Source organism: Streptosporangium sp. NPDC002544, from assembly GCF_040295965.1.
GTDB lineage: Bacteria > Actinomycetota > Actinomycetes > Streptosporangiales > Streptosporangiaceae > Streptosporangium.
This window is the reverse complement of sequence record NZ_JBEOWJ010000027.1, coordinates 65,610-79,495: the sequence shown is the minus strand read 5'-3', so window position 1 is coordinate 79,495 and position 13,886 is coordinate 65,610. Positions and strand designations below refer to the sequence as shown.

The 13,886-nt window shown below is 70.3% G+C and carries 12 protein-coding genes; 1 reads left to right on the top strand and 11 read right to left on the bottom strand.

Annotation, left to right across the window (positions count from 1 at the left end; all coding sequences use genetic code 11):
* Nucleotides 1-157 precede the first annotated feature (157 nt).
* The 8 genes from ABT061_RS33530 to dacB all read right to left on the bottom strand — a co-directional run bounded on the left by ABT061_RS33530 (nucleotide 158) and on the right by dacB (nucleotide 8,827).
* Nucleotides 158-598 carry a nuclear transport factor 2 family protein gene (locus ABT061_RS33530; protein WP_030905684.1) on the bottom strand — a complete coding sequence of 147 codons (441 nt, stop codon included), beginning with the start codon at nucleotides 596-598 and terminating at the stop codon, nucleotides 158-160.
* Nucleotides 595-1,446 (bottom strand): dihydropteroate synthase, encoded by an 852-nt coding sequence (gene folP, locus ABT061_RS33525; RefSeq protein WP_350925594.1) that lies wholly within the window; start codon nucleotides 1,444-1,446, stop codon nucleotides 595-597. Before folP ends, ABT061_RS33530 begins: the two co-directional genes overlap by 4 nt.
* A gap of 311 nt (nucleotides 1,447-1,757) precedes the next feature.
* Nucleotides 1,758-2,339: a GTP cyclohydrolase I FolE gene (gene folE / locus ABT061_RS33520; RefSeq protein ID WP_350925592.1), complete on the bottom strand. Its 582-nt coding sequence runs from the start codon at nucleotides 2,337-2,339 to the stop codon at nucleotides 1,758-1,760.
* A 2-nt stretch (nucleotides 2,340-2,341) separates the two neighbouring features.
* Nucleotides 2,342-4,351 carry an ATP-dependent zinc metalloprotease FtsH gene (gene ftsH, locus ABT061_RS33515; protein ID WP_350925590.1) on the bottom strand — a complete coding sequence of 670 codons (2,010 nt, stop codon included), beginning with the start codon at nucleotides 4,349-4,351 and terminating at the stop codon, nucleotides 2,342-2,344.
* Nucleotides 4,352-4,630: 279 nt separating this feature from the next.
* Entirely contained in the window at nucleotides 4,631-5,188 is a 558-nt protein-coding gene (gene hpt, locus ABT061_RS33510; RefSeq protein ID WP_350925588.1) for a hypoxanthine phosphoribosyltransferase, read from the bottom strand.
* A 12-nt stretch (nucleotides 5,189-5,200) separates the two neighbouring features.
* Nucleotides 5,201-6,214 carry a tRNA lysidine(34) synthetase TilS gene (gene tilS, locus ABT061_RS33505; protein ID WP_350925586.1) on the bottom strand — a complete coding sequence of 338 codons (1,014 nt, stop codon included), beginning with the start codon at nucleotides 6,212-6,214 and terminating at the stop codon, nucleotides 5,201-5,203.
* Between the two features lie 105 nt (nucleotides 6,215-6,319).
* On the bottom strand, nucleotides 6,320-7,414 hold the full coding sequence (locus ABT061_RS33500; protein WP_350925725.1) for an Rv3626c family coenzyme F420 biosynthesis-associated protein: 1,095 nt from the start codon (nucleotides 7,412-7,414) through the stop codon (nucleotides 6,320-6,322).
* A 51-nt stretch (nucleotides 7,415-7,465) separates the two neighbouring features.
* Nucleotides 7,466-8,827 carry a D-alanyl-D-alanine carboxypeptidase/D-alanyl-D-alanine endopeptidase gene (dacB, locus tag ABT061_RS33495; protein ID WP_350925584.1) on the bottom strand — a complete coding sequence of 454 codons (1,362 nt, stop codon included), beginning with the start codon at nucleotides 8,825-8,827 and terminating at the stop codon, nucleotides 7,466-7,468.
* A gap of 127 nt (nucleotides 8,828-8,954) precedes the next feature.
* Here dacB and ABT061_RS33490 point away from each other — a divergent pair, with 127 nt between their 5' ends.
* A complete protein-coding gene (locus ABT061_RS33490; protein WP_350925582.1) occupies nucleotides 8,955-9,452 on the top strand; it encodes an inorganic diphosphatase in 498 nt (165 codons plus the stop codon).
* A 62-nt stretch (nucleotides 9,453-9,514) separates the two neighbouring features.
* Here the strand turns inward: ABT061_RS33490 and ABT061_RS33485 are convergent, their stop codons facing one another.
* From ABT061_RS33485 to ABT061_RS33475, 3 genes are all read right to left on the bottom strand, one after another.
* Nucleotides 9,515-10,804 carry a C40 family peptidase gene (locus tag ABT061_RS33485; RefSeq protein ID WP_350925580.1) on the bottom strand — a complete coding sequence of 430 codons (1,290 nt, stop codon included), beginning with the start codon at nucleotides 10,802-10,804 and terminating at the stop codon, nucleotides 9,515-9,517.
* Nucleotides 10,805-11,021: 217 nt separating this feature from the next.
* Entirely contained in the window at nucleotides 11,022-12,863 is a 1,842-nt protein-coding gene (locus tag ABT061_RS33480) for an RNA polymerase sigma factor (RefSeq protein ID WP_350925578.1), read from the bottom strand.
* A gap of 185 nt (nucleotides 12,864-13,048) precedes the next feature.
* Nucleotides 13,049-13,867, bottom strand: a complete 819-nt coding sequence (locus tag ABT061_RS33475; RefSeq protein WP_350925576.1) for a hypothetical protein — start codon at nucleotides 13,865-13,867, stop codon at nucleotides 13,049-13,051.
* Nucleotides 13,868-13,886: the final 19 nt, after the last annotated feature.

The following is a 13,886-nucleotide window of genomic DNA, read 5'->3' as shown; positions in this document are numbered from 1 at the left end:
CCTGCCGGATCCCCCGGTGGGTCCTGGAGTGAATCGCCGATCAGGTCGGCGACGCCGTCGTTGATCCGCAGGGGCTCCTGGTCGTGGGATCCGTCACCGGCCCGTACCCCGGCCGCCCTGGAACCGTTCCCGCCGGGCCGTTCGCCGGTGCGCTCGCTCACGCCACCTCCTCTTCCTCTTCGTCGTCGTCACCCTGCAGCACGGGCGAGCCGTGGTGCAGCCAGAGCCGCCACCCCGCGGACGTACGCACGAAGGTGTTGCTCGCCACCACCTTGCCCGCGGCGAAGCTGGAATCACCCTCGTCTCCCGCGGTGAGGATGTTCTCCTCACAGGTGAGGATGGCGACGTCGCCCAGGACCATGACCCGGACGTCGGTCAGCACGAACTGGATGTAGGGCGTGTTGGCCATGATGAGCGCCCATGAGCGCAGCACCTCCTGCCGGCCGTTCACGATCGGCCACCCGGGGTGCACGCAGCTCACCTGCTCGCCATCGATGTCCTCGGCCCAGATCTCGGTCATCTTGTCGAGGTCGGCGTCCTCGATGGCGGTGTAGAAGGCCTGGTTGACCGTCTCGACGGCGGTGGTGTCGACGCTCATGGTCTCGCTCTCTGAACTGCGGCAGCCACACGGACGGCGTCCGCGTTCGGGCGGACATCGTGCACGCGCACGCACCAGGCCCCCGCCTGGGCGACGAGGGCGGTCACGGCGAGCGTGGCGTCGTCACTGCGGCTGAAAGGGCGAGGCGTGCCGTCCGGGGCGGCCAGCAGGCGCCCCAGGAACCGTTTCCGCGAGGCCCCGACGAGCAGCGGATAGCCCAGCTCGGCGAGCCGGTCGAGGCCCGCGATCAGAGCCCAGTTGTGGTCGGGGTTCTTGGAGAAACCCAACCCCGGGTCGAGCACGATCTGTTCCTCCGCCACCCCCTCGGCCAGCACGGACTCGACCCGCTTGGTGAGCTCCTGGCAGACCTCGGTCACCACGTCGCCGTACACGGCCCTGTCCTGCATGGCGTGGCTGTGCCCCCGCCAGTGCATCACCACGTACGGCACGCCGGAGGCGGCCACGACCCTGGGCATCGCCGGGTCGGCCAGCCCTCCGCTGACGTCGTTGACCAGCTTCGCCCCGGCCTCCACCGCCACCTGGGCCACCTCGGCCCGCATGGTGTCGACGCTGACGGCGACCCCCGCGCGGCTCAGCTCCCTGATGACCGGCTCGACCCTGGCCACCTCCTCCTCCAGCGGCACCCTCGCGGCGCCCGGCCTGGTGGACTCGCCCCCCACATCGACGATGTCGGCCCCCTGCTCGACCAACTCCAGGCCGTGACGCACGGCCTCCGCGGGGTCGAACCATCGGCCGCCGTCGGAGAAGGAGTCGGGAGTCACGTTGACCACGCCCATCACGAGACACCGGCCCACGTCCGGCAGCCCGGGCACACTCCACGTAGTCATGCGGACAAGCCTAGGCGTTGTGCACCGTCCGTCCGTCTCGCGGGTCCGGCTTGTGCCACCACGAATTCGTACACCCGTCACGGAGCGGACGGCCTTCGGTCGGGGTGTCCGGCCTGCATGCGTCCTCCTCCGGGGGGACCCTGGGGCGTGTCCGCCGCGATCCGAAGATCACAGAGCACCCGGTCCTGCCGGGTATGGCGATATTAGCCGGATCAAGGTTGGCTTGGGGGATTTCTCTGGGCGGTAACGCGGAACCCCGTCCGTGCCGCCGAAGGGCGGTCCGGACGGGGTTCCGTGGATGCTCTGCGAGATCAGCGGATGATCAGGGCCATCGCCTCGGCGCGGGTCCTGTCGCTGTCGCGGAAGCTTCCGCGCACCGCCGAGGTGATCGTCTTGGCACCGGGCTTGCGGACGCCCCGCATGGTCATGCAGAGGTGCTCACACTCGATCACGACGATGACCCCGCGCGGCTCCAGCACGTCCATGAGCGCGTCGGCGATCTGGGAGGTCATCCGCTCCTGCACCTGGGGACGCCTGGCATAGACGTCGACCAGGCGGGCGAGCTTGGACAGGCCGGTGACCTGCCCCTTCTCGTTGGGGATGTAGCCGACGTGGGCCACGCCGTGGAACGGCACGAGGTGGTGCTCGCAGGTCGAGTAGACCTCGATGTCGCGAACCAGCACCATCTCGTCGTGGTCGACGTCGAAGACCGTGGTCAGGACGTCCTCGGGGGTCTGCCCCAGCCCGGCGAACTGCTCCGCGTAGGCACGGGCGACCCGGGCCGGGGTGTCCCGGAGACCGTCGCGGTCGGGATCCTCACCGATGGCGATGAGGATCTCGCGGACCGCACTCTCCAGCCGGACCGTGTCGACCGGAAGTGGCTTGACACTCACACTCAGTTCCCGTCCCTCTGCACGGAGTCGGGCTGGCCCGATCCGTTGGGAAGGATACCGTTACCCTCGGTCACCTGCTCACCGGGGGGAAGCGAGCCGTTGCCCGACTGCTCCTTGCGGGACAGGATCGGCGGGCGGTTGGAGGGCAGCCGCTTGCCGTAACCCGAGTAGGAGGGCCTCTTCTCCTTGACGACGACCGGGGCGAAGATCTGCAGGACCTGCTCGCGGGAGAGGGTCTCCTTCTCCATCAGCTCCAGCACCAGGTTGTCGAGCACGTCGCGGTATTCGACGAGGATCTCCCAGGCCTGGTCGTGGCCCGACTCGATGAGGCGGCGGACCTCCTCGTCGATCGTGGAGGCGATCTTCTCGGAGTAGTCGCGCTCGTGACCCATCTCACGTCCGAGGAAGACCTCGGCGTTGCCGCTGCCGAACTTGCGGGCGCCGAGCTGCTCGCTCATGCCGTACTCGGTGACCATGCGGCGGGCGATGGAGGTGGCCTTCTCGATGTCGTTGGAGGCACCGGTGGTGGGCTCGTGGAAGACGAGCTCCTCAGCCGTGCGGCCACCGAGCAGCATCGCGAGCTGGTCCATCATCTCCGAGCGGGTCGCGAGGAACTTGTCCTCCATCGGCAGCGTCATCGTGTAGCCGAGGGCGCGTCCGCGGGACAGGATCGTGATCTTGTGGACCGGGTCGGAGTTGGGCAGCGCGTGCGCGACCAGGGCGTGACCGCCCTCGTGGTACGCGATGATCTTCTTTTCCTGGTCCGACATGACGCGGGACTTGCGCTCGGGACCGGCCATCACGCGGTCGATGGACTCCTCAAGGAGCTCCATCGTGATCAGCTTCTGGTCGGCCCGCGCGGTGAGCAGCGCGGCCTCGTTGATCACGTTGGCCAGGTCGGCGCCGGTGAAACCGGGCGTCCTGCGGGCGATGATGTCGAGGTCGACGCCCTCGGCGAACGGCTTGCCGCGACCGTGCACCTTGAGGATGCCCTTGCGGCCCTCCAGGTCGGGGCGGTCGACGGTGACCTGGCGGTCGAAACGGCCGGGGCGCAGCAGCGCCGGGTCGAGGATGTCGGGCCGGTTGGTCGCGGCGATCAGGATCACGCCGCCCTTGACGTCGAAGCCGTCCATCTCGACGAGGAGCTGGTTCAGCGTCTGCTCGCGCTCGTCGTGACCACCACCGAGACCGGCGCCGCGGTGGCGGCCCACCGCGTCGATCTCGTCGATGAAGATGATCGCCGGAGCGTTCGCCTTGGCCTGCTCGAACAGGTCGCGGACTCGCGAGGCGCCGACGCCGACGAACATCTCCACGAAGTCGGAACCGGAGATGGAGTAGAACGGCACCCCGGCCTCACCGGCGACGGCCCTGGCGAGCAGGGTCTTACCGGTTCCCGGCGGGCCGTAGAGCAGCACACCCTTGGGGATCTTGGCGCCGATCGCCTGGAACTTGGCCGGGGCCTGCAGGAACTCCTTGATCTCCTGGAGCTCCTCGATGGCCTCGTCGGCACCCGCGACGTCGGCGAAGGTGGTCTTCGGAGTGTCCTTGGTGATGAGTTTGGCCTTCGACTTGCCGAAGTTCATCACCCGGGAGCCGCCGCCCTGCATCTGGTTCATGATGAACAGGAAGATCAGCACGATGAAGACGATCGGCAGGAAGCTCACCAGGAGGCTGAGGAGGAAGTTCTCCTTGGGCACGTCGACGTTGTAGCCCTTGTCCAGCTTCTTCGCCCCGACCGCGGTCTGGAGCTGGTCGGCGAGCTGAACGCCCTGGCCGGTCACCCACGAGGAGTAGTAGCGCTTGCCGTCGGTCAGCGTGACCTCGATGCGCTGTTCCTTGTCGATGATCTTCGCGTTGGAGACCTTGCCCTCATCGATCCAGCTGATGATCTGAGAGGTGTCTCTCTTCTCGAAGTTGCCGTCGCCGCCCCACATGGTGGTGACGAGAAGCAGCAGAACGACGATGCCCAGGATCCACAGCAGTGGCCCACGTGTAAATCGCTTGAGATCCATCCGATGCGGAACCCCGGCGGGCCCGTCCCTTCCTGACCAGAGCCTGGCAACCCCGGGCGGACCCGGGGTTCGCGGTATCCCTAACCGCTCCAACTGACTGTCCGAAAGCGGCGGAGGCCACCTCTTCGGTCGTCCGAAGGTACACCGGCGTGGCGTGCGGGGTCACCGCGCGGACAGCACCGGCTTTCCCTACCAACGTACGTCAGGTAGGTCCGTGTTCCCCGCCGCTATGGGCAATGTCGCGTTTGTGAATGACACACTTCGCGCAGGGCGTACTTTTCACTCCGCTCCATACACGTGCGGCGCGAGAGTTCCGATGAAGGGGAGGTTGCGGTAGCGCTCGGCGTAGTCGAGGCCATAACCGATGACGAACTCGTTGGGAATGTCAAAACCGACGTACTTGACGTCGATCGGCACCTTGACCGCGTCCGGCTTGCGCAGCGCTGCGCAGATCTCCACCGAGGCGGGGTTGCGCGACTTCAGGTTGTGCACCAGCCACGACAGGGTCAGGCCCGAGTCGATGATGTCCTCGACGACCAGCACGTGACGGCCGGCGATGTCGGTGTCGAGATCCTTGAGCACCCGCACGACGCCCGACGACCTGGTGCCCGCTCCGTAGGACGACACCGCCATCCAGTCCATCTGCACCGGCACGTGCAGGGCCCTCGCCAGGTCCGCCATCACCATGACCGCGCCCTTGAGCACGCCCACGATCAGCAGATCCCTGCCCGCGTAGTCCTCGTCTATCCGGCTCGCGAGCTCCTTGATCTTGGCCTGGAGCTCTTCCTCGGGGATGAGGACCTTCGAGAGGTCCTTGCCCATGTCGGCTGCGTCCACCTGGGATTTTCCTTACGAAACGGGGCTGATTGACTGTCTGGCGAGTATCAGGGTGTCATACCGGCGGATCGCCCCCACCCCCCCGGGCACCTCTATCCGCCGCTGTCCCCGCCACTGTGTGACCAGACGGTCCACCTGCAGGACGTGCGAGGCCGCGAGAGTGCCGGGCGGCGCCCCCGCGTCGATCGCCGCTCTCCGCAGCACCCTGCGGCGCACGGCCGCGGGAAGGCGTTCCAGGTCCCGTACGGCCATCGTCACCACTCCGATATCGCTAAGAGCGCAATCTCGTACCGCGACGCGGGCGTAGACCTCGGCGGCCCATGCGTCGAGCGCGTCGGCGTCGTCACGGCAGAGGTCGGCGGTCCTGGCGAGCGCCTCGGCGACGCCGGGGCCGAGTTCGTCCTCCAGGGCGGGGAGCAGCCGCTCGCGGACCCGGACCCGGGCGTAGCGGGCGTCGAGGTTGTGCGGATCGTCCCACGGGGACAGGCCGAGCGCCGCGCAGGCCGCCACCGTCGTCGCGCGGCCGAGCCCCAGCAGCGGCCGCCGGTAGACACCGGTCCGCGCGGGCATCCCGGCCAGCGACCGGGTACCGCTCCCCCTGGCCAGCCTGAGCAGCACGGTCTCCGCCTGGTCGTCCCTGGTGTGCCCGAGCAGCACGACCGCCGCCCCGAACCGCTCGGCGGCCTGTGACAGAGCCGCGTACCTGGCCGCTCTGGCCGCCGCCTCAGGGCCTCCCGAGGTGCCGACGGAGACCGCGAGCGCCTCGGCGAGGTCGAGCCCCAGACCGGGCGCGAGCCGTACCACGTCGGCCGCGCGCTCCCCGGAGCCTGCCTGCAGGCCGTGGTCGACGGTCAGCAGACCGGCGCGGAGCCCGGCCCTGGGCGCGGTGAAACCCAGCGCGGCGGCCAGGGCCAGGGAGTCGGCGCCACCGCTGCACGCGGCCAGCACCAGCTCGCCCGGTTCCAGGTCGCCCAGCGCGTGCCGTACGGCACGGCGGACGTCTGCGACGGCGGGATGCGGACCCATGCTCGCCATTCTCCGGCCTCGGACGGGGGTGCGGCACCGCGCGAGGCGGCGCCGTCCCCCACGTGTCCCCCTGGGCTCTCCCGGGCCTCCCGGGGGACGGACGCCTCAGCCGGGAGTGCCGCCGGCCTCGGAGATGGCCGGGGCGTCGATCACCCTGGCGATCCACCGCTCGGGCTTGGAGATCTCTCCCTGGGTGGGAAGGGTCTCGGGCGAGGTCCAGACCTTGTTGAAGCCGTCGATGCCCACCTGGCCCACGACGGTACGGACGAAGGCCGATCCCTCGGCGTACTGCTTCATCTTGAGGTCGAGGCCGAGCAGCTTGCGGATCGTGCGGTCGAAGCGGGAACCACCCTCGCGGCGGTGGTGGAACTTGGCCCGGATGTCGGCGACCGAGGGGACCACCGAGGGGCCGACCGCGTCCATGACGTAGTCGCCGTGCCCCTCGACCAGGGTCATCACCGCGGTGAGCCGGTCGAGGATCACTTTCTGCTCGGGCGTCTGGATCGCGTCGATCAGATTGCCCTCGCCGCCCCTGATGACGTCCGTGAACGTGCCGGCGGCCGAGCGGAGCCGCTCCAGCAGGGCGGGCAGGTCGATGTCGGAGGCCAGCAGGAAGTCCGTCGTCTGCGTCCTGACGTACTCGCGCAGCCAGTGGACCCCGGTGAACTGCACCCGGTGGGTCTCCTCGTGCAGGCAGACCCAGAGACGGAAGTCACTCGGGTTGACGTTGAGCTCGTGCTCGGCGTGGACGATGTTGGGTGCCACCAGGGTGAGGCGCCCCGTGGCCGCCTGGCCGGTCGGGTCCGGCGGCAGGAACAGCTCGTACTGCCCGAGGACACGGGAGGCGAGAAAGGCCAGCACCGCACCCACCTCGACCCCGGTGACGCGTGAGCCCACCGCGCCCACGATCGCCGGCGTCTGGCCACCGCGGGCGGCCATCCGCTCGGTGAGCGGCTCCAGCACCACCCGGAACCCGTCGACGTTGGCCTTGATCCAGCCGGGCCTGTCGACGACGGTCGCGGGCTGCGGCGCGGTCTCGGTGTCGATTCGGGTGAACTCGCGGACGTGCCCTTCGGCCTCGCGCGAGAGCCGCCGCAGATCAGCGACGGCCTGCCGGGCCTCCTCTCGGCTCACTTGCGGCCCGGGGCGCACCAGGCGCGTTCCGGTCGCTACGGCAAGATCCCAGTCGATCACCTGCATACCGTCCACCGTACGTGCTCCCTTCCCGGGCCGCGCACCCGGAACCCTTGATCAACTGGCGGCCACCGCCGCCGCGAGCCTGTCGAGGGCCGCCTCCGCCTTGCCCCAGCCGGGTGGGACGTCGTCCGCCATGAAGGCGAAGGTCACCAGGCGTCCGGCACGCGTGGTGGTCATACCCGCCAGCGTGTTGACCCCGTCCAGGGTGCCCGTCTTGGCACGGACGAGCCCGTAGGCGGAGCGCGTCTTGTCGAACCTGTGCCCGAGGGTGCCGCTGAAGCCGGCGACCGGCATGCCGCTGACGATCGGGTTCAGGCCGGGGTTGGCCGGGGAGGCCGCCACCGCGACCAGGCGGGCCAGGGCCTCGGGGGTGATGCGGTTCCTGGGGGACAACCCGCTGCCGTCGAAGACCCGCACGCCCTTGTCGGCGCCGAGCCTGGCCAGCACCTTGCCGACCGCCCGGGCGCCGCCGTCGAAGGAGGCGGGCTCGCCCTCCTTGATCGCCACGTGCCTGGCCAGCGCCTCGGAGAGGTCGTTGTCGCTGAGCGTGAGCGCCCGCTCGGCCAGGGCGTAGACCGGCGCGGATTCGACCCTGGCGATCTCCTTGGCACCGGCCGGCGCCGTGGACCGCCTGGCGGACTTGGAAACCGTGATGCCGTACTTCGACAGCAGCGACACGAACGCGCTGTGCGCCGCGCGGGAGGGGTCGGAGGTTCTCTGGTCGCCGCTGGAGATCCTGCCCTCGTCGACCATGAGCGCGGTGACGGGGGCCACGCTGCCCTCGGGCACGTAGCCGGGCTTCCACGACGCGGCGGTGCGCGGCCCCACGTAGAGGGAGTCGTCGTAGGCCACCGTCACCTTGGACGTCCCCGCCGCCGCCAGCGCCCTGGCGGTGCGCGAGGCGAGGGTGGCGAGCGAGGCGGGCCTGGGATAGACCTGGCCGGCCGCCGTTCTCGGGCTCGCCAGGGTGGGGTCGCCGCCGCCGACGAGGATGATCGAGCCCGGCGAGGAGCCCCGCACCACCCGGGTGCTCAGCGTGGTGTCGGGCCCCAGCGAGGCCAGCGCGGCGACAGCGGTGACGACCTTGGTGGTGGAGGCGGGAGTGATGCCCTTGCTCTCGTGGCTGCCGAACAGCATGGCGCCCGTCTCCGCGTCGATGACCACGGCTCCGACGCTTCCGCCCAGAGCGGGGTCCCCCAACGCCTCGGTCAACCGCCCTGCCAAAGTACCCTTGGCGGGGAGAGGTCCGTTCCCCCCCGCGGCCAGCACCGGACCCGAGGTGATGACCGGGACGGGGGGCGGCGCCGCCGACGCGACACGCTCGGACTCACCTTTGACCAGCACACCGCTGGTGATCAGGTGTGCCCCGGCCGCGACGACGAAAATCTGCAGCAGGACGAGAGTGACCAAAGCCACCCACCGCTCACGCCGCATTACCATTACGTCGCCGACCTCTCATCGTCAGTAGCCAAAAGGCATAAAACGCCTACGAGACATTAACGCCCAACCGGGGGTGCCCGGGGGTCTGAGTGGAGGAAACGCGGTGGAGTTCGACGTTCTCGTTGAGATTCCCAAGGGGCAACGGAACAAGTACGAGGTGGACCACGAGTCAGGCCGCATCAGGCTCGACCGCATGCTCTTCACCTCCACGCAGTACCCCGCCGACTACGGCTTCATCGAAGACACGCTGGGCGAGGACGGTGATCCCCTCGACGCCCTGGTGCTGCTCCAGGAGCCGACCTTCCCCGGCTGCCTGATCAAGTGCCGCGCGGTCGGCATGTTCCGCATGACCGACGAGAAGGGCGGCGACGACAAGGTCCTCTGCGTCCCCGCCACCGACCCCCGGATGGAGCACATCCGCGACATCCACCACGTGCCGGAGTTCGACCGCCTGGAGATCCAGCACTTCTTCGAGGTCTACAAGGACCTGGAGCCCGGCAAGTCGGTCGAGGGCGCCAACTGGGTCGGCAGGGTGGAGGCCGAGGAGGAGATCGTCCGTTCCATCAAGCGCGCCCAGGACGAGGCCTCCGACAAGCACTGAGCCGCCACGGGTGACGGCTCAGTGCCGCTGAACCACTGCTGAGCCGTCACACCGGACAGGTCTCACGCGGGGCGGGTCGCGCCGATGAGGTCGCTGCGCCACATCGGCGCGACCCGGACCACGTCCCCCGTCTGCGGGGCGTGCACCATCAGCCCCCGGCCGACGTAGATCCCCACATGGTGGATGTCTCCGGGATTCCCCGTGACCTGCCCGTAGAAGAGCAGGTCGCCCCGGCGGAGCTCGCTGAGCCGCACGTGCGGGCCCGAGGTCCACTGGGTGCCGGTCCAGTGGTCCATGTCGATCCCGACCCGCTCCCAGGCCCGCATGGTCAGCCCCGAGCAGTCGTAGGCGGCCGGCCCGTCGGCCGCCCACACGTACGGCTTGTCGAGCTGGGTGAGCGCCCAGTCGGCGGCGATGTCGCCCCTGGCCGACTCGGCGGTCACGTTGAGCGCCCAGCGCGATACGGGCTCCCCCGAGGCCACTCCCATCCGAGCCGCCTCGCGGCGCATCGCGGCCGCCTGGTATCGGGCACGCTCGGCGTTCTCCCTGGCGATCCTGGCCTGCTCCAGGGCCACCTCGCGTTCCCTGGCGAGCTTCTCGGCCGTACTCCGTGCCTCGTCGGCCAGCTTCTCCAGCCGCGCCTGTTCCTCTTCGATCCGCCGGGTCTCGTCGACCTGTCTGGCGACGGCCTCCTCCGCGGCCTGCTTCGCCTCCTCGGCCTCCGCCTGCGCCTCCCGCTGCTCGGCGTACGCGTCCTCCGCCTGGGCCTGGAGGATGGCGAAGACCTCCTGGGACTCCCGCAGCTGCTTGAGCGTCTCGGCCTGCCCCCCACCCATGTGGGCCAGAATGCTGACCCTGCGCAGGTAGCCGTCGTCCGTGGGTCCGCCGTTGCCGGTCATCATGGCCATCATGGGCTGGGCGATGTCCAGCCCGCCGTAGCTCTGGGCGGTGATCGCGGCCACCGCCTCTCGGGCCTTGGCGACCTGGGAGCCGGCGGTCTTCGCCCGCTCGGCCGCCTGGGCGGAGAGCTCCTTGGCGCGAGCCGTCTTGACGAGCTCCCCGTTGTACGACTCGACGAGCCTCTCCGCGTCGGCGACGAGCTCCTCCAGCCTGGCCCGTGCCTCGGCGACCAGGACCGTGGTCTCGCCGAGCCTCTCACCACGCTCGCGGGCCATGGCCCGTGCCTCGGCGACCTCGTCGGCCGACGGGCCCGTCACGCCGCCGGGCGCGGCGTCGTCGGCCGGTCCCGACCGGCCGGGCACGGCGCCGGCGGGGAGCCCCTGTCCGGCGATCAGGCAGCAGGCCAGGCCCGCCACTGCGGCGGCATGGCGGCGCCGTCTGACTGAATGCATGCGTCTCCCCCCGGAGTCCCCCTGAAACACCGCTTGCCGCGGTCTCACCGCGGAACGCGGCGCGTCGCCGCGTGCCAGGCGGCCTACCTCAACATTCCCATTCGTCACTCTACGCACACATGGCACTCACGCCACGTAGTCACCGCCCGCCACAATACCGCCGCTCGTGAGGGGCTCGGCCCGTACCGCCGAAGGGATGCCGAAAGCGTCTCGACGCTCAGACGGCCGGCGTCCTGCCGCCCGGAGGCCGCTCGGCGAGGGGCGTGACCGGCCCTTCCGGTGAGGTGGAAGGGCCGGAGAACGCGGGAGAGCCGGGCGGCGGGGGTGGAGCGGGATTCGATCCGGTGAATGCCGGCCGGGAGGCGTCCGGGGACCGCCGCTGAGCGGCCCCCGGCCGGCCGAGGTCTCCCCGCGGCCCGGAACGCGGAGGTCTCAGGTCTCCCCGCGACGGCCCGGGGCCGGCGGACGGAGCCTGCGGATCGGCGAGCGGCGGCATGGGACCGGCATACGGCGGCCGAGGATTCGCCCATGGCGGCCGGGGGTCCGCCTGCGGAGGTCCTGGAGCCACCTGAGGGGGCCGGGGGGTCACCCGGGGTGGCCTGTGCTCTCCTCGCGGGGGCCTCGGGCCGCCCCGCCAAGGTGCCGGGCTCGCCTGCGGGCCGCCCGGGTCCGTCGATCGCTGTGTGTCGCGGCAAGGGGGGAAGGATCGGTGTCCGTGGTGGTCACGGTGCGGGAGGCGGCTGTCCGGCGCACCGGCCCCGGGAGCCCCCGGCAACACCGGCCCGCCACCCGACGGCCCGCCGGTCGAAGGCCCGCCGGTCGAAGGCCCGTTGCCCGGTGGTGGGGGCGGGGTCTCCGCCGGGTGGCCGGTCGGGCCCGGCACCGGCACCCGACGGTCGATCTCGGGGCCGGGCCTGGTGACGCCGACCGGCTCCGTCACTCCGGGCGAGCCGGTCCACCCGACGGCCGTTTCCGCGCGGACGGGCGCCGGCGCCTGCGGCGCGTCCACCCGTCGGCGCTCCCCTGACCGGCCGGGCTCCTCGGAGCCGCGGTACTCCCCCGGCCTCTGGTGCTCATCCGGCCGCTGGGCGGCCGGAGGCTCCGCCGCCGCCGAGAACACCTCCGAGGCGACACCGGGGCTCGCGTCTTCGGACCGGAGGGTGGTCTGGGTGAGGAGCAGAGCGAGCGCCACCGACGCGGCGACCGCGGCCGCCGTACCGGCCATCACGTAGGGCCGGCGACGACCTCCGCGCGCCGTACCGGCGGGAAACCCGGCACCGTCGAGGGGGCCGACCCGGTGGGCGACGTCGTGCCGGTAGGGGATCCGCGCGGGGTCGGTGAAGCAGTCCATCACCCGCGCGCGCAGCGTCGGCGGCGGCGCGACCACCGGGAGCAGGTCGAAGACCTTGGCCGCGGAGACCTGCCTGACCCGGTGCGGGGCGCAGGTGTCGCACCGGGTCACGTGGCGGATCACCCGCTCGCGCGTCCGCGCGGTGAGCTCGCCGGTGAAGCCGGTCAGCATGCGGGCCCGGCTCGCGCAGTCGTGGGGCCCCTTGCGGACGAGGACCTCCGCGGTGACGACGTCGCGCAGCTGCCCCCTCGCCGATTCGTACCGCGCGGCCGCGACCTTGGTGGTGACGCCCAGGACCGCGGCGAGGTCGACGGGCCCGAATCCGTGCCGGCAGCTCAGGTCGAGGACCTCCCGGTCCTCGGGCGACAGGCTCCGGGTGGCGTTCCACGCCATCACCCGCAGGTCCGCCTCACCGGCGTCCGCCGGAACGGGGACCTGCGGGTCAGGCTCCCCGGCAGGATCGCGCCGTACGCACTCCCCCCGAGCGAGTGCGTACAGCCACGCCTCCAGCCGACGGGAGTCGGCGAGCGCGTGAATATGGGCCTCGGCCGCGACGAAGGTGTCGAGGAACGCCGGTTCCGCACCCGCCGAGGTGCCGAGCATTGAATGGCAGTATCGGTAGACGCTTTCCGCATACGAGTCGTAGAGGCCGGAAAGGGCCGCGGGTTCCCTCGCGCGCAGTGCTTCGACCAGGACACCGTCAGTCATGCAACCGAAGGTAAACGGTTGACAACTATAAGTTCCAGCAATTTCTTCACAGTGACTCCAACTGTCTCCGTGGAGTCAATGAATCCAGTAAACCATCCCCCGCGACCCGTAGTCATAAATGTTGAAGAATAGCCATTTAGCTGAATTAATCGCGCTTATCGGTATGTCATGGAGAGGATTCCCGATCACGGGTGGCCGGCGTTCGCGAGCGGGGCCTGCCTGCCCCGGTCCTTGGCGAACGGGGGCATCTTCGGCTTGACCGTGTGCAGGGGCAGCGCGCCGCCGAGGGCGAGCTGTTCGAAGGGGCGGCTGCTCGACCCCCAGGTGCGCGCGGTCACCTCGGCGGAGGCGATGTCGCGGGTGTTCTGGACACTCTTGATCTGCAGGATGAACCGGCGGTTCTCACCCGCCTGGAGGTTGTCCACGAACGTGCTCCCACCGCCGAGCAGCTTGCCCCGCTTGTCGCGCAGCAGCGCGGTGACGGCCAGGCTACGGGTCGGCATCACGTACGGGGTGCCGACGTAGCCGGTGACGAGATAGTTGCCGTCGGCGGTGCGGTCGGTCAGCACGCCGCGGACCGGGAAGGGCTGGAAGGCCGAGACGATCCGGCCGGCCAGGTGCCAGCGGGCCGGGCGGTACGCGATGCTCACGGCGGCGGGCTTGTCCTGGGTCACCACCTGGCCGGTGAAGGGCAGGGTTCCGGCGGGAGGCACCGCGTCCAGCGGCTGTTCCAGCCGGACCACCTCCTTGCCCTCGGCGTTCTTGGCCACCACGGTGGCCACGATGTGCTCGCCGAAGTGCCACGGGTTGGTGTTGGCCAGCACTCCTGCCCAGTTCACCACATACCCATCGTCACCCTTGACGATGGACGATGCCTGCTCCCTGACTGCGATCGGCTGGAGCGCGGCGGCCCGCTTCTGCTTCTCCTCCTCATCGGTGCATCCGGCACTTCCGATGAGGAGAAGGAGGGCGAGGGCGCCGACGATTCGGGTGCTGTGCGTCACCTAGCCGTGATAACCGGTG

Coding starts and splice junctions, on each gene's coding strand:
- ABT061_RS33530 (WP_030905684.1), bottom strand. CDS start 598: ATGAGCGTCGACACCACCGCCGTCGAGACGGTCAACCAGGCCTTCTAC.
- folP (WP_350925594.1), bottom strand. CDS start 1,446: ATGACTACGTGGAGTGTGCCCGGGCTGCCGGACGTGGGCCGGTGTCTC.
- ftsH (WP_350925590.1), bottom strand. CDS start 4,351: ATGGATCTCAAGCGATTTACACGTGGGCCACTGCTGTGGATCCTGGGC.
- tilS (WP_350925586.1), bottom strand. CDS start 6,214: ATGGGTCCGCATCCCGCCGTCGCAGACGTCCGCCGTGCCGTACGGCAC.
- ABT061_RS33500 (WP_350925725.1), bottom strand. CDS start 7,414: ATGCAGGTGATCGACTGGGATCTTGCCGTAGCGACCGGAACGCGCCTG.
- ABT061_RS33485 (WP_350925580.1), bottom strand. CDS start 10,804: ATGCATTCAGTCAGACGGCGCCGCCATGCCGCCGCAGTGGCGGGCCTG.
- ABT061_RS33480 (WP_350925578.1), bottom strand. CDS start 12,863: ATGACTGACGGTGTCCTGGTCGAAGCACTGCGCGCGAGGGAACCCGCG.